Origin of the sequence: Photorhabdus bodei (assembly GCF_003287735.1) — a bacterium.
GTDB lineage: Bacteria > Pseudomonadota > Gammaproteobacteria > Enterobacterales > Enterobacteriaceae > Photorhabdus > Photorhabdus kayaii.
In genome coordinates this window covers 72,739-91,289 of sequence record NZ_NSCM01000009.1, presented here as the reverse complement: position 1 = coordinate 91,289, position 18,551 = coordinate 72,739, and the positions used below count along the sequence as shown (strand labels likewise).

16 protein-coding genes and 6 tRNA genes are annotated in these 18,551 nt (G+C 43.9%); 20 read left to right on the top strand and 2 right to left on the bottom strand.

Features of this window, described 5'->3' with window-relative positions; translation table 11 throughout:
* The first annotated feature begins 42 nt into the window (after positions 1 to 42).
* The 10 genes from nagE (at position 43) to CKY02_RS09050 (ending at position 5,906) form a co-directional block, all read left to right on the top strand.
* Complete coding sequence (gene nagE, locus CKY02_RS09095; RefSeq protein ID WP_112895040.1) at positions 43 to 1,572, top strand: N-acetylglucosamine-specific PTS transporter subunit IIBC; 1,530 nt, start codon at positions 43 to 45, stop codon at positions 1,570 to 1,572.
* Between the two features lie 277 nt (positions 1,573 to 1,849).
* Complete coding sequence (gene nagB / locus CKY02_RS09090; protein ID WP_112895039.1) at positions 1,850 to 2,662, top strand: glucosamine-6-phosphate deaminase; 813 nt, start codon at positions 1,850 to 1,852, stop codon at positions 2,660 to 2,662.
* Positions 2,663 to 2,748: 86 nt separating this feature from the next.
* The gene (gene nagA, locus CKY02_RS09085) at positions 2,749 to 3,909 is read left to right on the top strand and encodes an N-acetylglucosamine-6-phosphate deacetylase (RefSeq protein ID WP_112895038.1); all 1,161 of its coding nucleotides are present in this window, start codon (positions 2,749 to 2,751) and stop codon (positions 3,907 to 3,909) included.
* A gap of 15 nt (positions 3,910 to 3,924) precedes the next feature.
* Positions 3,925 to 5,148, top strand: coding sequence for a DNA-binding transcriptional regulator NagC (gene nagC, locus CKY02_RS09080; protein WP_112895037.1), 1,224 nt, complete (start codon positions 3,925 to 3,927; stop codon positions 5,146 to 5,148).
* A gap of 151 nt (positions 5,149 to 5,299) precedes the next feature.
* Positions 5,300 to 5,376, top strand: a tRNA-Met gene (locus tag CKY02_RS09075).
* Between the two features lie 5 nt (positions 5,377 to 5,381).
* A tRNA-Leu gene (locus tag CKY02_RS09070) sits at positions 5,382 to 5,466 on the top strand.
* 28 nt (positions 5,467 to 5,494) lie between these two features.
* Positions 5,495 to 5,569: transfer RNA gene (locus CKY02_RS09065), tRNA-Gln, on the top strand.
* Positions 5,570 to 5,621: 52 nt separating this feature from the next.
* A tRNA-Gln gene (locus CKY02_RS09060) sits at positions 5,622 to 5,696 on the top strand.
* A 53-nt stretch (positions 5,697 to 5,749) separates the two neighbouring features.
* A tRNA-Met gene (locus CKY02_RS09055) sits at positions 5,750 to 5,826 on the top strand.
* A 5-nt stretch (positions 5,827 to 5,831) separates the two neighbouring features.
* A tRNA-Gln gene (locus tag CKY02_RS09050) sits at positions 5,832 to 5,906 on the top strand.
* A gap of 176 nt (positions 5,907 to 6,082) precedes the next feature.
* On the opposite strand, the gene CKY02_RS09045 is transcribed toward CKY02_RS09050, so the two are convergent.
* A complete protein-coding gene (locus CKY02_RS09045; RefSeq protein ID WP_112895036.1) occupies positions 6,083 to 6,781 on the bottom strand; it encodes a helix-turn-helix domain-containing protein in 699 nt (232 codons plus the stop codon).
* Between the two features lie 273 nt (positions 6,782 to 7,054).
* Between CKY02_RS09045 and CKY02_RS09040 the strand changes: the two genes are divergently transcribed.
* Positions 7,055 to 7,405 carry a hypothetical protein gene (locus CKY02_RS09040; RefSeq protein ID WP_112895035.1) on the top strand — a complete coding sequence of 117 codons (351 nt, stop codon included), beginning with the start codon at positions 7,055 to 7,057 and terminating at the stop codon, positions 7,403 to 7,405.
* 564 nt (positions 7,406 to 7,969) lie between these two features.
* Here the strand turns inward: CKY02_RS09040 and ubiF are convergent.
* Complete coding sequence (gene ubiF, locus CKY02_RS09035; protein ID WP_112895060.1) at positions 7,970 to 9,151, bottom strand: 3-demethoxyubiquinol 3-hydroxylase; 1,182 nt, start codon at positions 9,149 to 9,151, stop codon at positions 7,970 to 7,972.
* A gap of 198 nt (positions 9,152 to 9,349) precedes the next feature.
* Between ubiF and miaB the strand changes: the two genes are divergently transcribed.
* The 9 genes from miaB (at position 9,350) to CKY02_RS08985 (ending at position 18,533) form a co-directional block, all read left to right on the top strand.
* Positions 9,350 to 10,780, top strand: coding sequence for a tRNA (N6-isopentenyl adenosine(37)-C2)-methylthiotransferase MiaB (gene miaB, locus CKY02_RS09030; protein ID WP_112878086.1), 1,431 nt, complete (start codon positions 9,350 to 9,352; stop codon positions 10,778 to 10,780).
* 87 nt (positions 10,781 to 10,867) lie between these two features.
* Entirely contained in the window at positions 10,868 to 11,845 is a 978-nt protein-coding gene (locus tag CKY02_RS09025; protein ID WP_193493100.1) for a PhoH family protein, read from the top strand.
* Positions 11,842 to 12,309: an rRNA maturation RNase YbeY gene (ybeY, locus tag CKY02_RS09020; RefSeq protein ID WP_112895034.1), complete on the top strand. Its 468-nt coding sequence runs from the start codon at positions 11,842 to 11,844 to the stop codon at positions 12,307 to 12,309. The genes CKY02_RS09025 and ybeY overlap by 4 nt, the downstream gene beginning before the upstream one ends.
* A gap of 72 nt (positions 12,310 to 12,381) precedes the next feature.
* Positions 12,382 to 13,263, top strand: coding sequence for a CNNM family magnesium/cobalt transport protein CorC (corC, locus tag CKY02_RS09015; protein ID WP_036776710.1), 882 nt, complete (start codon positions 12,382 to 12,384; stop codon positions 13,261 to 13,263).
* Between the two features lie 7 nt (positions 13,264 to 13,270).
* Positions 13,271 to 14,800, top strand: a complete 1,530-nt coding sequence (gene lnt / locus CKY02_RS09010) for an apolipoprotein N-acyltransferase (RefSeq protein WP_112895033.1) — start codon at positions 13,271 to 13,273, stop codon at positions 14,798 to 14,800.
* Between the two features lie 566 nt (positions 14,801 to 15,366).
* Positions 15,367 to 16,260, top strand: a complete 894-nt coding sequence (locus CKY02_RS09000; protein WP_112895032.1) for an amino acid ABC transporter substrate-binding protein — start codon at positions 15,367 to 15,369, stop codon at positions 16,258 to 16,260.
* A gap of 132 nt (positions 16,261 to 16,392) precedes the next feature.
* On the top strand, positions 16,393 to 17,133 hold the full coding sequence (locus tag CKY02_RS08995) for an amino acid ABC transporter permease (protein ID WP_112878082.1): 741 nt from the start codon (positions 16,393 to 16,395) through the stop codon (positions 17,131 to 17,133).
* Entirely contained in the window at positions 17,134 to 17,808 is a 675-nt protein-coding gene (gene gltK / locus CKY02_RS08990) for a glutamate/aspartate ABC transporter permease GltK (RefSeq protein ID WP_112878081.1), read from the top strand.
* Positions 17,808 to 18,533: an amino acid ABC transporter ATP-binding protein gene (locus tag CKY02_RS08985; RefSeq protein ID WP_112878080.1), complete on the top strand. Its 726-nt coding sequence runs from the start codon at positions 17,808 to 17,810 to the stop codon at positions 18,531 to 18,533. Before gltK ends, CKY02_RS08985 begins: the two co-directional genes overlap by 1 nt.
* The last annotated feature ends 18 nt before the right edge of the window (positions 18,534 to 18,551 follow it).

The following is an 18,551-nucleotide window of genomic DNA, read 5'->3' as shown; positions in this document are numbered from 1 at the left end:
CTATTTTTTCAATAAAATTTCCTACAACTTAAGGTAAGCATTATGGGTATATTCAATTACTTGCAGCGATTGGGAAAAGCATTAATGCTTCCCATTGCCACGCTTCCCGTAGCGGCGCTTTTGCTACGTTTCGGCCAACCCGACGTATTTAATATTCCTTTCATCGCCAGCGCTGGCGGTGGTATTTTTGAAAACCTCCCTCTGCTATTTGCATTAGGTATCGCGATAGGCTTAGCAAAAGATAATGCTGGCGCTGCCGCGCTGGCAGGTGTCGTCGGTTTTTTAGTACTCACTAAAGCCACGTCAGTCATAGACTCGACTATCAATATGTCTTTTTTCGCAGGTATTATCGCAGGTATTGTTGCCGGTCATTGTTATAACCGTTTTTCAAATACACGTCTGCCAGAGTTTCTTGCTTTCTTCGCCGGTAAGCGATTAGTCCCTATCATGACCGGCATTATTTGTCTGTTCATTGCATGGATATGTGGCTATGTATGGCCATATGTCCAGCACGGTATTGATACTTTCAGCCTTTTAGTATCAAAGAGCGGCATGGCCGGATGGTTTACTTATGGTGTGCTTAACCGCTCTCTCATTCCATTTGGTTTGCACTATATCCTGCATTCTGTTTTCTGGTTTAGTCTGGGTGACTGTCTGAAAATTACTTATGACTTAGCCAGTTCTGTACATAATATCTGCCTGGCTCCAGATGTTGTCCGTTCTCTGACCATCGGCGCAGCGGTTCCAGGTATTGATGGCTCTACTATTACCCAAATAGCCACCGATATGAGCCGCGGCGACTTGAACCGTTTCTTCGCCGGTGATCCACATGCCGGAATCTATATGGCCTGGGCTTATCCCATCTTTATGGGCGGTTTGCCCGGTGCTGCGCTGGCAATGTATCTTGCAGCACCAAAGGAACGTCGTCCTCAGATTGGCGGGATGCTATTATCCGTCGCTTTGACAACATTCTTAACCGGTATAACTGAACCAATAGAATTCTCATTCCTATTCTTGGCTCCAGCTTTATATGTTCTGCATGCAATATTGGCTGGTGTTAGCATAGTTATCGTCAATTCATTGGGTATTCTGCATGGCTTTGGATTCTCTGCCGGATTAATTGACCTTGTATTGAGCTGGGGTCTGGCAACCAAGCCGTGGTTGTTAATCCCATTAATCGCCTTGTTCTTTATGCTGTATTTTGTTTGCTTCACCCTCATGATTCGTATTTTCAACTTACGTACACCAGGCCGCGAAATTGGAGAAACAACTCAAGCGACTTCCGCCTCCCAAGACAACGAAACAATTCAACATTACATTACCGCTCTTGGTGGTTCACAAAATATTCATACCGTAGATGCCTGTATTACCCGTCTTCGCTTAACCGTTGAAGACAACACACAATTGGATGAACACCGGTTAAAACAATTAGGTGCAAAAGGCGTCCTGAAAATAGGTAAACAGAGTGTTCAAGTGGTATTGGGACCCCAGGCAGAAAGTATTGCCGGGCAGATACGTACTCAGCTACCCTCAGATAGACCAGACAAAAGGTCGCCAAATAAAAGATCGTAGTTAAAAACACCTCGAACTTAAAAGGGAACTCATCTCTCGTTCCCTTTTATTTTTCTTGCAAAAATAAGATGACTTAATAAGTGACAAAAACAGTAAAACCCATCATTTCTCCTATTAATTTTCTGGCTATTTTTAGCGCCTTATTTTAAGATGAAAAATATCTTTGAAGTACAGCATATCTCTGCTTATAAAAATGATTTAATATTCACGCGATAAAAAGATTAGTTAATCAACTAATTTATCCAACTGCTATAATTTCTTGTTTTAAGAGGCAACTATGAGGCTGATCCCCCTAACGAATGCAAGTGACGTTGGTAAATGGTCCGCACACTATATCGTTAGCAAAATCAATGCATTTAACCCCACCGCCGAGCACCCTTTTATTTTGGGGTTGCCAACCGGCAGTACACCACTGGCAACTTATAACGAATTAATTGCTCTGCATAAAGCAGGGAAAGTCAGCTTTAGACATGTCGTGACATTCAATATGGATGAATATGTCGGTATCGCCGAAAATCATCCACAAAGCTATCACCATTTTATGCACCAAAATTTCTTTGATCATATTGATATCCCGGAAGAAAACATCAATCTGCTCAATGGTAATGCCTCTGATGTCGAAGCGGAATGTCAACGTTATGAAGACAAAATTAAATCTTACGGTCAAATACATCTATTTATGGGAGGCGTCGGTAATGACGGTCATATTGCCTTCAACGAACCGGCATCATCTCTGACTTCCCGTACACGCATTAAAACACTTACCGTAGAAACCCGCACAGCTAACTCCCGCTTCTTCGATAATGATATTAATCAGGTGCCTAAATACGCCCTAACCGTCGGCGTAGGCACGTTGATGGATGCAGAAGAAATTATGATCCTTGCAACAGGTCTCAATAAAGCTCAAGCCATTCAGTCGGCAATTGAAGGCAATGTCAACCATATGTGGACGATAAGCTGTCTGCAAATGCATCCTAAATCCATCATTGTTTGTGACGAACCGGCAACAATGGAATTGAAGGTAAAAACAGTCAAATATTTCCACCAACTAGAAGCAGATATTATCGACGAATTCGCCAGCAAAAATTAACAATCTACACAGCCTGACGCCTCTCTCGCAGGCTGATTACCGTTATTATCTTCAATCATCATCTCCCGATCCCATAGGAGGCTAAGATGTATGCTTTAACCAACTGCATTATATATACCGGTCACAACAGACTAGATGAGCATGCCGTTATAATTGCAGACGGCTTAATCAACAGTGTTTGCTCAATACAAAATTTGCCAAAAGATATTGTCACACGCGATATGAATGGTGCAATACTTTGCCCCGGCTTTATTGATTTGCAAGTTAATGGCTGTGGTGGTGTTCAGTTCAACGATCAGTTGGAAAACATTTCAGAAAAAACGCTGGATATCATGCAAAGAACCAATGAACGTTCTGGCTGCACCAGCTATTTGCCAACTCTGATTACCAGCACAGACGAATTGATGATGGCCTCTGTTGAGGTAATGCGCACTTATCTTAAACATAATCAGCATCAGGCCTTAGGTTTGCATCTGGAAGGACCTTATCTCAACCCAGCAAAGAAAGGCACTCATAATCCAGAGCTTATCCGTAAGCCTACATCTGAAATGATAAATTTCCTGTGCGATAACGCTGATGTCATCACTAAGTTGACCCTCGCACCGGAAATGGTTGAGCAAAAATATATTCAGCAGTTGGTAGAAGCTGGTATTGTTGTTTCTGCCGGTCATTCAAATGCCAGTTATGAAGAGGCCCGACAGGGATTCCAAAACGGAATTACTATCTCAACCCACCTTTATAATGCCATGCCTGCTATTTCGGGACGCCAACCCGGCTTGATTGGCGCTATCTTTGATACACCTGAAATCTATGCTGGAATCATCGCTGATGGTTTGCACGTTTCATGGCCAAATATTCGTAATTCTAAACATTTGAAAAATGATAAATTAATTTTGGTAACGGATGCGACGGTCCCAGCAGGACTTGATCCTGCCATCAGTAAAATGGAACATTTCACCTTTGCGGGTAAGGTCATATACTATCGCAACGGATTATGTGTTGACCAAAACGGCGTTCTAAGTGGTTCCTCTCTCACTATGATAGATGCCGTTAAAAATAGCGTTGAACATGTTGGTATTGCACTGGATGAAGCACTGAGGATGGCAACTCTTTACCCTGCCCGCGCAATTGGTGTTGATAAATATCTTGGCACTGTTGAAACCGGGAAAATCGCTAACCTCATTGTTTTCAGTCACGACTTTGAAATTCGCAAGACCATCGTTAACGGAAAAGAAACTGAACTTTGACGGACTAAATAGCTGATGAGTTATAACAACACACAAAAACAAATTGGTAATATTGACCTTGTAAAGCAACTTAACGGAGCCGTGGTATATCGGCTGATTGATCAACAAGGGCCAATCTCTCGCATTCAAATTGCTGAACAAAGTCAACTTGCGCCAGCTAGTGTGACTAAAATTACTCGTCAGTTACTTGAACGCGGCTTGATTAAAGAAGTCGATCAACAAGCCTCTACCGGAGGCCGCCGCGCCATTTCCATCGTTACAGAAAATCGTCGCTTCCATACTGTTGGTGTCCGCCTTGGCCGCCATGATGCTACTCTTGCTCTTTATGATATGAGTAGCAAGGCATTGGTTGAAGAGCATTATCCACTGCCTGAAGCGACTCAGCAAAAAGTTGAAAACCAGCTTATCAACGCAATAGAAAATTTTATCCAGCAAAATCAACACAGAATCTGCGAACTGATCGCCATTTCAGTTATCCTGCCCGGATTAGTTGACCCAGATACCGGCATTGTCCGTTATATGCCTCATATCAAAGTAACCAACTGGACTCTGGTCGATAACCTGAAAAAACATTTCAACATTAGCTGTTTTGTTGGTCATGATATCCGTAGCTTGGCATTGGCTGAACACTATTTCGGCGCCACCCGTGATTGTGAAGACTCGATACTGGTACGTATCCATCGGGGTGCCGGTGCAGGGGTGATTATCAATAGCCAGATACTGCTCAATAATAGAGGAAACTTAGGTGAAATTGGTCATATTCAAATTGATCCACTCGGTGAACGCTGTCACTGTGGCAATTTCGGCTGCCTGGAAACTATCGCCGCTAACTCAGCGATAGAAGCGCGAGTTCAGCATCAATTAAAGCAAGGTTTTCCAAGCCAGCTAACATTGAATAACTGCAATATCAGAGCTATTTGCCAAGCCGCTAATCAAAATGATCCATTAGCATCTGAAGTAATAAAAAGTGTCGGCCATTACCTCGGCAAAACTATCTCTATCGCGATTAATTTATTTAATCCACAGAAAGTTGTTCTGGCGGGAGAAATTACTGAAGCTCAGAAAGTACTCTTACCCGCTATTCAAAGTTGTATCAACTCTCAGGTCCTGAAAGAATTTCGTCGAGATCTGCCGATCGTTATTTCTGAATTAGTCCACTGCTCTGCTATTGGTGCCTTCGCTCTGACTAAACGTGCTATGCTTAATGGCGTTCTGTTACAACACTTACTCGAAGGGTAATGTTATTTTTTGTTGATTTTGTCATCAAAATGCTTATATGCCAAACAAACAAGCGACTTTAAACAGATTTCGAGAAAAAAGCAGTTGACGCATTTAGCTGATATACGCATAATGCGCCCCGCAACGCCGATGAAGGTAATGCAAAAAAGATGGCTACGTAGCTCAGCTGGTTAGAGCACAGCACTCATAATGCTGGGGTCACAGGTTCGATTCCCGTCGTAGCCACCATCTTTGCGGGAGTGGCGAAATTGGTAGACGCACCAGATTTAGGTTCTGGCGCCGCAAGGTGTGCGAGTTCAAGTCTCGCCTCCCGCACCATTCATTCATCGAGTTGTCGTTACTCAGATGGGGTATCGCCAAGCGGTAAGGCACCAGGTTTTGATCCTGGCATACCCAGGTTCGAATCCTGGTACCCCAGCCATAGTTCTGATAACACAATTCTGACAACATGTTGTACAATGACCACTTTCAGTTGGGGTATCGCCAAGCGGTAAGGCACCAGGTTTTGATCCTGGCATACCCAGGTTCGAATCCTGGTACCCCAGCCATTGACTGGATGTCGTTCACTGGTATTTTTAATAAATTTTCTCACATCAAAAAAGGCTACGTAGCTCAGCTGGTTAGAGCACAGCACTCATAATGCTGGGGTCACAGGTTCGATTCCCGTCGTAGCCACCATTTATTGGGGTATCGCCAAGCGGTAAGGCACCGGATTCTGATTCCGGCATTCCCAGGTTCGAATCCTGGTACCCCAGCCATATTTATCAATATGTTACGTGATGTGACGTGTTGAAAAAATATACACAAAGAATATACAGTAAGAATATTCTTGTAGCATGAAGCCACTTAAGCAGTAGCTTTTTTGCTCTCCTGCCATCAAAATACCAACATGTGACTGCTCCCCGCCGTAAAAAACGGCGAGGCTTCCCACTTCTCAGGCCGCAACCGTCTTTATGACGGATTTACGCTGGCCTCCGTGGGCAGAAACGACGAGTCCCGCCGCCTGTAATGCTGTTGTGCCCTTGCGCTGGATGTTGATCGCCGCATTGATATCGCGGTCATGTTCGACATGACAAACCGGACATTGCCAGATCCGCTTAGGCAGCGGCATTTCCGGCGCATCTTTGCCATCGTCACACAGGATAGCGGCGAAATATTTTCCCGTGGCGGTGCGAGATAACGTAATGCTCTCCACTTTCCCTTCAATTTCTCGGTGTATGCACGCCTTTATCGGTGACAATTTCGGGATCTTCACCGCGCCTTCCAGCACTTTCACCCCAACACAGTGATAGCTGGATTGCTTGCCCTGTTTGCGTTTGAACGTGGGAAATTGGGCGCGTAACTTCAGATTGAAGAAATTATCAAACGCGGTATGCAGATTAATCACCGCCTGCGGTAACGCGATGGCATCATATGCCTTGAGCCAGGCGTACTTGCGGGATTTCTTCGCGACCTCTAGGAGCGGCTTGAGGTCTTTGCGCGAATTTAAACTCACGCCGTGACGTTTGTAAGCCTGTTTTTTGATGTGCAGCGCCGCCTTGTTGTACGCAAAACGGATCGCCCCGAACTGGCCGTTAAGATACTCGGCCTGTTCGGGGGTGGGGTAGATGCGGACTTTGGTCGCTCTTAACATATTCAGCGCTCATTGATAGAGTAGCCTATTTTACAGACAAATATCAATTCAGCCAGGATACGTCGCAGTAGCCAGCCCTAAAGCCCTTTGGGCTTTGAGCGCATTGCCCAAGCCAAAGATGGCTTAAATTTAACACAATGTAAAGTACAACTCTGGTTGTTAAATTTGTTGTACTGGGAGTTCGATCTGACTATTATTACCTCAATGAATATTTATCAATTTGATAACTGCTAATCATCTATTCACTTGAATTTCATAATGTTAGGGGGCTATATGAGAACTGAGCATACCAGATCTATACAGACTATTAGCCACTCAACAGAAGTTATCGATTCCTTTTTTGATGAACCCTCGCAGAGGATGTTTTCTGTTAGGCGTTTAAATTGTAGAGTTGATGTTAAGCGTCAACTGTTCATCGTTACTGTTGAAAATGCAGACAACTCAAGCAAGTTCCGGGTGATCCCGTATGCTGAACTTACAGTATGTAAAGATAAGGTGAGATATCTTGTAAATCCGGCATATCAATATCCTGAACTGGAAGATAGATTGTCTTCAATAAATACCAGTATTGAAAAAACTGTTTGTGATTTTATTCAGAAATATAATCCTGTTGCTAATGTGTAATTGAGATAAATACCCTATGGATTTCAAGATGCATCGCGACGACAAGGGAGTGAATCCCCGGGAGCATAGATAACTATGTGACCGGGGTGAGCGAGTGCAGCCAACAAAGAGGCAACTTGAAATCCATAGGGTATATATTATTTGCGATAATATCCAAAGTGTTGCTGGTGGTACTTTGTGGGCGAGTGGAATAATAACATTAGCTGACGTTAGGGTATATGACACTATACGGCATGAATTTGTCGATGTTCTAGCAGAAGGTGGAATTGGGATTAATGGCGTTAAACCCTAGAGTGCCACGCATCTTTCTATGAGTGAGCTCTCTCAATGGGAACCGAACTTGATATCTCATGATTGCTGCCATCATATCGTTAATGTTATAAGCAAAGATAAATTATACAATTAAATCCGCTTCGGTGTTTTTTTCATATATGCCTCTTCATACAAGTGGATTTTCGCTTCTCAGGTTTTCTGTTTTTTCCTTCTATGGATACAAAAAACAAACTGTCCACGCCATAAATAATTTACGATGTGCTTGTGCTCTTCACTACCAATCTATAACGGCTATAATCCTAACGCATACTTAAGCACCGCTTTTTTCATTACGCCAGCCCGTTGAGCTGCCATCAGCGCCAGATTACGAGCAACTTTCAGCCCTGGTAATTCATTACTGAACACGGTGTAAAATAGATCCATTCCAGCTTGCATCATTAGGTTATCCGGCATTCTGCGGCGCTGATAACGCATCAATACTTCCAATGAATCCCACTGCTCTGTTAATTCTCTCGCCTTCACCAAAACATCAAGCAGAGTATTCACATCCCGATAACCAAGATTTACTCCTTGCCCAGCCAGTGGATTAATGGTGTGAGCTGCATCACCCAACAATACTAATCCTTCACGCACATAACTGTTAGCATGATGACGAGTCAAAGGAAATGAACCGGCGGCAACGGGAGTCACTTTACCTAACCGTACAGGAAATGCCTGGAAAATCTCCTGTTCAAGTTGAGCCATTGACATTGCCTGTAATTGTCGTATGCGTGCCGGTTTGTCGTACCACACCAGCGAAGCCCATTGATCAAACAGTGGAAGAAGCGCTCTCGGGCCAGAAGGAAAAAACTGCTGCCAGGTAATATCCTGCTGTGGCTGTTCTGTTTTTACCGTGATCAACATACAAGACTGTCTGTACTGCCAGCCACGACTGCCAATTCCTGCCATTTGCCGAACCTGAGAACGAGCACCATCAGCCCCAACAATCAAGCGAGCTGTCATTTCTGTTCCGTCAGCCAGAGTCACCAACCATCCCATTTTCTGCCACCGCATTGATTGCAATACTGCCGGGCATAGCAAAGTCAGATTGGGATGTTTTTCAAACTGCTGCCACAGAGCCAGTTGCAAGATACGGTTTTCAACCATATAGCCCAACTCAGGCAGCCCTAAACTTTGTGCATCAAACACCAAATTAGAATCATTCTGTTCCCAAGTCTCTAATGTACGATACGGCGCACTGCGCATCTGTAATACCGCATCCCATGCGCCAAGTTGTTTGAACAAATCTACAGAAGCACAACTGATTGCTGATACGCGTACATCAGGCTGACTCTGTGTATCATAAGATTGTGGTGGTTGATGATCCAATAAAGCGACTTTCCAACCTTCCTGTGCCAACCCCAATGCTGTTGCAGCACCGATCATGCCAGCACCGACCACCACTACATCAAAAATCTGTTGTGAATTATTCATATCAGCCATGCTATTAACCCATTGATTAGTACAGTGTACCGAATTTTTAATTCTCCGGTAGAGAATATCCTGTTTAACAGTCTGGTCACTGCTCCTGCAAATGACTACAATATCCAACAACTTTATGCCTAATACACAATTGCTTTTGCCGTGTAATAACACTTTTCAGCGCGGTAGAAAGCTCGGATGCACAAGAAAATGTCGACGATAAAAAAACTGTATATTAAAACTTGGGGCTGTCAGATGAATGAATATGATTCATCTAAAATGGCCGACCTGCTGGAAAGTACTCACGGTTATCAGTTAACCGATGTCGCCGAAGAAGCAGACATTTTGCTATTGAATACCTGTTCAATCCGCGAAAAAGCACAGGAAAAGGTTTTCCATCAATTAGGCCGCTGGAAAAACCTAAAAGATACTAATCCAGATATCATCATTGGAGTCGGTGGCTGTGTAGCCTCTCAGGAAGGAGATTTCATCCGTCAGCGCGCTCAATGTGTAGATATCATTTTCGGGCCGCAAACATTGCACCGTTTACCTGAAATGATCAACCAGGTGAAAGGCACCCGCAGCCCGGTTGTTGATATCAGCTTCCCGGAAATCGAGAAATTTGACCGTCTACCTGAGCCGCGTGCTGAAGGGCCGTCTGCATTCGTTTCTATTATGGAAGGTTGCAACAAATACTGTACTTTCTGTGTCGTACCTTATACCCGCGGAGAAGAAGTTAGCCGCCCATGCGATGATGTTCTGTTTGAAATCGCTCAACTTGCCGCTCAAGGCGTACGTGAAGTCAACCTTCTCGGTCAGAACGTGAACGCTTATCGTGGTGCCACTTATGATGGTGATATCTGCTCTTTCGCTGAGTTAATTCGTTTGGTCGCGGCTATAGATGGTATTGACCGTATTCGCTTTACGACTAGCCACCCAATTGAGTTTACAGACGATATTATCGCTGTTTACGAAGATACACCGGAATTGGTTAGCTTCCTACATCTACCGGTGCAAAGTGGCTCGGACCGTATTCTAACGTTGATGAAACGTGCCCACACAGCCCTTGAGTATAAAAGCATTATCCGCAAACTGCGTAAAGCACGTTCTGATATCTTGATAAGCTCTGACTTCATTATCGGATTCCCAGGTGAAACCCAAGATGACTTCGAGAAAACCATGAAACTGATCGCTGATGTCAATTTCGATATGAGCTACAGCTTCATCTATTCTGCTCGTCCGGGAACACCGGCAGCCGATCTGCCTGATGACGTTAGCGAAGAAGAGAAAAAACAGCGCCTTTACCTGTTACAACAACGTATCAACCAACAAGCCATGAGCTACAGCCGTGCTATGTTGGGCAGTGTACAACGTATTCTGGTTGAAGGAACTTCCCGTAAGAATGTGATGGAACTTTCTGGCCGTACCGAAAACAATCGGGTTGTCAACTTTGAAGGCCAGCCTGATATGATTGGCAAATTCGTTGATGTTGAAATTGTTGATGTCTACGCCAACTCACTACGCGGTAAAGTTATCCGTACCGAAGATCAAATGGATCTTCGTACACACGAATCACCTGAGTCCGTTATAGCCCGTACCCGTAAAGAAGATGAAATCGGGGTCGGCACTTATCAGCCATAAATATAGAGATAATCAGTGATTCAACAAATTCATTCACAAATAGCAACTCAGGAAATTTTCCTCGAACCCGCCGACAATCAGCGCCTAATGAGCCTGTGTGGTCCGTTTGACGACAATTTGAAGCAGCTTGAACGTCGGCTAGGTATTGAAATTAACCGTCGTGATAACTGTTTTAAACTGATGGGCAAACCGCTGTGCGTTAGCACAGCCACCAATATCCTACGGCATTTATATGCGGAAACTTCCCCTATCCGTGGTGTGATCCCTGATATCAAGCCAGAACAGATTCATCTGGCAATTACCGAGAGCCGGGTTCTGGAGCAAACTGCCGAGAGCATACCCGAATACGGTAAATCCGTTAATATTCGCACCAAACGCGGCATGGTGAAACCACGCACGCCCAATCAAGCACAGTATATTGCCAATATTCTTAGCCACGATATTACGTTCGGGATTGGCCCTGCAGGCACAGGAAAAACTTACCTGGCCGTTGCTGCTGCGGTTGATGCACTGGAACGACAAGAAATTCGCCGTATCCTGCTAACCCGTCCGGCCGTCGAAGCAGGCGAAAAATTGGGTTTTCTACCGGGCGACCTGAGCCAAAAAGTGGATCCATACCTGCGCCCACTCTACGACGCTTTGTTTGAAATGCTCGGTTTTGAAAAAGTTGAGAAGCTGATCGAGCGTAACGTTATTGAAGTTGCCCCATTAGCTTATATGCGAGGACGAACCCTAAACGACGCTTTTATTATTCTGGATGAGAGCCAGAATACAACCATAGAACAGATGAAGATGTTCCTGACCCGTATCGGCTTCAACTCCAAAGCGGTTGTTACCGGTGACGTTACGCAGATTGACCTGCCTCGTGGGCAGAAATCCGGTCTACGCCATGCCATTGAAGTTCTATCAGGCGTCGGCGAGCTGAGTTTCAACTTTTTCCACAGTGATGATGTTGTCCGCCATCCGGTGGTTGCCAAAGTTGTCATTGCCTATGAAGAGTGGGAAGCAACCGAGCAAAAACGCAAACAGTCACTCAGTGAACAACGCAAGCAGGAAACACAATGAGTTCAGTAATACTTGATTTACAAATTGCCTGTGAGCATTCACAAGGTCTTCCTGAAGAAACCCTGTTCCAGCGGTGGCTGGACGGGGTTTTACCTCAATTTCAATCTGAAAGCGAAGTCACTATCCGCATTGTTGATAAGGCAGAAAGCCACGATTTAAATCTGACCTACCGTGGTAAAGATAAGCCAACAAATGTGTTATCTTTCCCATTTGAGGCACCACCAGAGGTTGATTTACCCCTGCTTGGCGATTTAATTATCTGTCGTCAAGTCGTTGAAAAAGAAGCGGAGGAGCAACAAAAAACAATAGAAGAACATTGGGCGCATATGGTTGTCCACGGCTGTCTACATCTGCTGGGTTATGACCATATCGAAGATGATGAAGCTGAAGAAATGGAATCTTTGGAAACAGAAATTATGCAAAAGTTAGGTTATGCTGACCCCTATCTTGCAGAAAAAGAGTAACCATTCGTACCATTTTTATGCTAAAAAATACCAACAATAACTTATTTAATGGGAAATTTTCATTAAAACGCCATGAGCGACGACCATCCTTCAAGTAACGACAACCCTGGCCCTAAGAAAGGGTTTTTCACTCTTCTTCTTAACCAGCTTTTCCATGGTGAGCCAAAAAGCCGTGATGAACTGGTGGAATTGATCCGTGACTCTGAACAAAACGATCTGATTGATCCTGATACCCGCGATATGCTCGAAGGGGTAATGGATATTTCCGATCAGCGTGTCCGAGATATCATGATCCCCCGTTCTCAAATCGTTACCTTAAAACGTAATCAAACCCTGGACGAATGTCTGGATGTAATTATCGATTCGGCTCACTCTCGTTTCCCTGTGATCAGTGAAGATAAAGATCATATTGAAGGGATTTTAATGGCAAAAGATCTATTGCCATTTATGCGCACCGATGCCCCACCATTCAGCATAGATAAGGTTCTGCGTCAGGCTGTCGTTGTACCTGAAAGTAAACGGGTTGACCGCATGCTGAAAGAATTCCGTTCTCAACGTTATCATATGGCAATCGTCATTGATGAGTTTGGTGGTGTATCGGGTCTGGTCACTATCGAAGATATTCTTGAACTGATCGTCGGTGAAATTGAAGACGAATACGATGAAGAAGAAGACGTCGATATTCGTGCTTTGAGCCGTCATACCTATACGGTACGAGCGCTGACTCAGATTGAAGACTTTAATGAAGCCTTTAGCACCCAATTCAGTGATGAAGAAGTGGATACTATTGGCGGTCTGGTTATGCAGGCATTCGGTCATTTACCAGCCAGAGGAGAGTCCGTTGATATCAACGGCTATCTCTTTAAAGTTGCTATGGCCGACAGCCGAAGGATTATTCAGGTTTATGTTACGATACCGGACGATGCGCCAATACCTAATCTTGAAGAAGAATAAAATCTGAATGAACAAAGCTTCATTATTAAATTGCCAGCGGCTGCGCGCCTTACTGGCACTGTTTTTTGGAGCCAGTGGAACACTGGCTTTTTCGCCTTTTGACTTCTGGCCCGCCGCGATTATCTCCCTGTTTGGACTACAACTTCTGACTTTAAACAGAACACCCCGACAAGCGGCATTTATTGCTTTTTGTTGGGGGTTCGGTCTGTTCGGCAGTGGTACAAACTGGGTGTATGTCAGTATTGCTAATTTCGGTGGCATGCCAACCGCAGTCAATATTCTGCTGGTCATATTACTTGCCGCCTATCTTTCGCTCTATCCTGCTTTATTCGCTGGCTTACTCAATCGTTTCTTCGCAAAAACGAACGGGTTGAGGCTGGCTGTAGCAGCACCTGCATTATGGCAACTCACCGAATTCCTGCGAGGCTGGATTCTAACCGGTTTCCCCTGGCTACAATTCGGTTACAGTCAATTAGATGGTCCGATGAAGGCTATCACGCCAATTTTCGGTGTTGAAGCAATCACTTTCCTGCTAATGGCTATCAGTGGGTTATTCGTTCTGGCTGTGGTACACCGGAAAATTGTCGCGGGTATTATCGCTATCGTCATTCTACTGTTACCATTGCCTATGCGTCATTATCAGTGGTACAGCCTACAACCTGAAAAAACCGTTGATGTAGCGCTAGTTCAAGGAAATATTCCACAGTCCCTGAAATGGGACCCTAAAATGCTCAGCGAAACTATAGACATCTACATGGGCAACAGCCTGCCATACATCGGTAAAATACCGATAATCATCTGGCCGGAATCCGCTATTCCTTCATTGGAAAGTTATCAACGCCACTTTCTAACAAAATTGGATGAGCTATTACGTAATCAACATACCAGCCTTATTACCGGTATTGTCGATGAAAGAGCCGTTGGTGACAGTGATAAAATCTATAATAGCGTGATTGTCCTCGGCGATAAAAAACCTTATCAATATCCAGCAGCTATTCGCTACGATAAATATCATCTGGTACCATTCGGTGAATTTGTCCCGCTGGAATCCCTACTCCGGCCTCTGGCGCCATTCTTCAACTTACCCATGTCTTCATTCAGCCGTGGCAACTACATTCAGCCACAGCTTTCTGTTGCAGGATATAACCTGACGGCTGCTATTTGTTATGAAATTATACTGGGTGAACAAGTTCGTGCGAATTTCAAGCCGGATACCGAATTCTTACTCACTGTTTCCAATGATGCTTGGTTTGGTGGTTCAATCGGCCCTTGGCAACATTTCCAAATGGCACGCATGCGTTCCCTTGAATTAGGACGCCCGTTACTACGTGGTACCAATAACGGCATTACAGCCATTATCCGCCCGGACGGAAAAGTGCAAGCAGCGCTCCCACAATTTACCCGTAATGTTTTGGTAGCTAAAGTGACGCCCGCAACCGGGATAACACCCTATGCTCGCTGGGGTAACTGGCCGGTATGGGTAATTACCGTATTGTTTGCCCTATTTGCCTTAACATATAACCGCCGTAAATCTTAATTCGAATATCCATCTTGATTCAAATATCTATATAGCCAAAAGGGAGCGAAATTGCTCCCTTGAGATTGTCGATTTAACATTATTAATCGGCCTTATCAACCTATGGAATCGTCTGGCAATGGGAATGAAATATACCTTGCCCAATTCTGCCATTGACCCATGCTAACCCTCAATAACTGATATCACTCTATGTTATACAAATAACCTACTTAAACAACTTATTGGTGCTAATTTTACCCCTCTTTACTATTTTGGCACGCTAATTGCTGCTATATCCATGAATGAAAAGGGAAATAGCTGTTTCAATAACCAAAAATGGGAAAATGCACTAAAAAAATGATAATCACGTATCTTTATTGTGCAAGATAAACAACATTGTTCATTTATAGTGCGAGACAGCTCCCGAAATAGAAACAATTCATTTTCATTATCTAACCCTTTTGTACTATTTTTTAACACTATATACACATATAACAGCAAATGATCCTCGATAAAAAACAAATCCCTGAGAGTCTTTTGCAAACACAACATCGCAAACGATAGCCACAACATTAAAGGAGTTATATATGCGTATGCGTAACCTAGTATTAACCATGATGTTACTTGGCATCGCGGGGGCTGCTCAAGCCGAAGAATTAACGGGAACACTGAAAAAGGTTAAAGATGATGGTGTGATCATTGTGGGACATCGTGAATCCTCCGTACCTTTTGCTTACTACGATAACCATCAAAAAGTCGTCGGCTACTCTCAGGATTATTCTAATCTGATTGTTGAAGCGGTGAAGAAGAAACTGGACATGCCAAATCTGCAAGTAAAATTGATACCCGTGACTTCGCAAAATCGCATCCCATTGCTACAAAATGGAACTTATGATTTCGAATGCGGTTCCACTTCCAATAACCTTGAACGTCAGAAACAAGTCACTTTCTCTAACAGCATCTTTATTATTACGACGCGTTTGCTGACTAAAAAAGGTTCCGGTATAAAAGATTTCCCAGATTTGGCAGGTAAAAATGTCGTTGTCTCAGCAGGTACGACTTCTGAAATATTGCTGAATAAACTCAACGATGAGAAAAACATGAAAATGCGCATCATCAGTGCAAAAGATCATGGTGACTCATTCCGTACTTTGGAATCTGGCCGTGCAATCGCCTTTATGGTGGATGATGCACTACTAGCAGGTGAACGCGCCAAAGCGAAAAAACCTGATCAGTGGGAAATTGTTGGTACACCTCAGTCTAGAGAAGCCTATGGTTGTATATCACGCAAAGACGATCTTCAATTCAAGAAGCTGATCGATGAGACCATTGTTCAAGCGCAAACCTCCGGAGAGGCAGAAGAATCATTTGAGCGCTGGTTCAAACACCCCATTCCACCCAAGAACTTGAATTTGAATTTCTCTTTGTCTGATGAAATGAAAGCACTATTTAAATCGCCAAATGATAAGGCACTTGACTAGAAATATAATTAAAAAAATGACTATTTGATTGGCGTCACAGGGTGCGAGGTGGTCGTTCCCTACCTCGCTTTTTTTCTCAGCCAATCAATCGTTTTCAGGGGATCAAGCTACACCCTAACAGGGAGTATTATTATGTCAATCGATTGGAATTGGGGCATCTTTTTGCAAGCTGCCCCTTTCGGCAATACGACTTATCTAGGCTGGTTGATAGCTGGATTTCAGGTGACGATTGCCTTGTCTATCTGCGCCTGGATTATCGCTTTCATTGTCGGCTCACTGTTCGGCATCTTACGCACTGTTCCCAATAAAATATTATCTGGGATAGGTACCTGTTATGTTGAGCTCTTTCGTAACGTACCACTGATAGTTCAATTTTTTATCTGGTATCTGGTTGTACCTGAACTACTACCAGAAAAAATCGGTCTGTGGTTTAAAACTGAACTGGACCCTAATATCCAATTTTTTCTCTCATCCACTGTCTGTTTAGGTCTTTTCACTGCTGCTCGGATATGTGAGCAGGTTCGTGCCGCCATACAATCACTACCACGCGGTCAAAAAGCGGCAGGGCTGGCAATGGGGCTAACTCTGCCACAAACCTATCGCTATGTCCTATTACCCAATGCCTATCGAGTGATTATTCCACCCATGACATCAGAAATAATGAATCTGGTGAAAAACTCCGCTATTGCCTCCACTATTGGTCTGGTAGATATGGCAGCACAAGCAGGTAAGTTACTTGATTACTCAGCACATGCTTATGAAACATTTACGGCGATTACATTAGCTTATATCGGAATCAATCTGGTGATTATGCTTGCCATGCACTTGCTTGAGAAAAAAGTGCGTTTACCGGGTAATATTGGAGGTCAATAAATGTACGAGTTTGACTGGAGTTCGATTATCCCCAGTATCCCATTTCTGCTACAAGGCTTAGTCATTACCGCAAAAATCACGATTATTGCTGTTGTTGTCGGTATTCTCTGGGGAACTGTACTGGCTGTTATGCGCCTCTCTTCGGTAAAAATACTAAGCTGGTTTGCCACTTTATATGTCAATCTGTTCCGTTCTGTACCATTGGTTATGGTACTGTTATGGTTCTATTTGATTGTGCCTAGCTTAGTGCAAAACGTTCTGGGGATTTCTCCAAAGACTGATATTCGTTTAATTTCAGCTATGGTAGCGTTTGCCTTTTTCGAAGCTGCTTATTATTCAGAAATTATCCGGGCGGGAATTCAGAGTATCTCCCGCGGGCAATCTTCGGCAGCACTGGCATTGGGTATGACACCAATGCAAAGTATGAGACTGGTTATCCTGCCTCAGGCATTCCGTGCGATGACCCCGCTGTTACTGACTCAGGGTATCGTACTGTTTCAAGACACCTCATTGGTGTATGTGCTCAGTCTAGCGGACTTTTTCCGTACTGCGGCAAATATCGGTGAGCGTGATGGCACTCAGGTCGAAATGATCCTATTTGCTGGTTTGGTTTATTTTATTATTAGTATTGCCGCATCTATGCTGGTTAACTATTTGAAGAAAAGGACTGTTTGATGATCTCCCTGAAAAATGTATCCAAGTGGTATGGCCAATTTCAGGTTCTCTCCGACTGCTCAACTGAAGTTAAAAAAGGTGAAGTCGTTGTGGTCTGTGGCCCATCTGGCTCAGGCAAATCCACCCTGATAAAAACGGTCAATGGCCTGGAATCCATCCAACAGGGTGAAATTCTGGTTAATGACATTAAAGTTAATGATAAAAACACCCATCTGGCACAACTACGCTCTAAAGTCGGCATGGTGTTCCAACATTTTGAGCTGTTCCCCCATCTATCCATCATTGAGAATTTAACTCTAGCGCAGATTAAAGTGCTTAATCGCAATAAAAAAGCGGCGGAAGAAAAGGGGTTGAAATTACTTGAACGCGTTGGACTTGCCAGTCAAGCGAATAAATTCCCGTCTCAACTTTCCGGTGGTCAACAGCAACGTGTAGCAATCGCCCGAGCCCTTTGTATGGACCCGATTGCCATGCTATTTGACGAACCTACCTCCGCACTCGACCCTGAAATGATCAATGAAGTGCTCGATGTCATGGTTAAACTGGCAGATGAAGGGATGACCATGATGGTTGTTACTCACGAAATGGGCTTCGCTCGTAAAGTAGCCAACCGAGTTATCTTTATGGATGAAGGCAGAATTGTTGAAGATAGCAAAAAAGAAGATTTCTTTGCGAATCCAAAATCAGATCGCGCCAAAGAATTTCTAGCTAAAATTCTTCACTAACCTCATTTCATCCCCGGT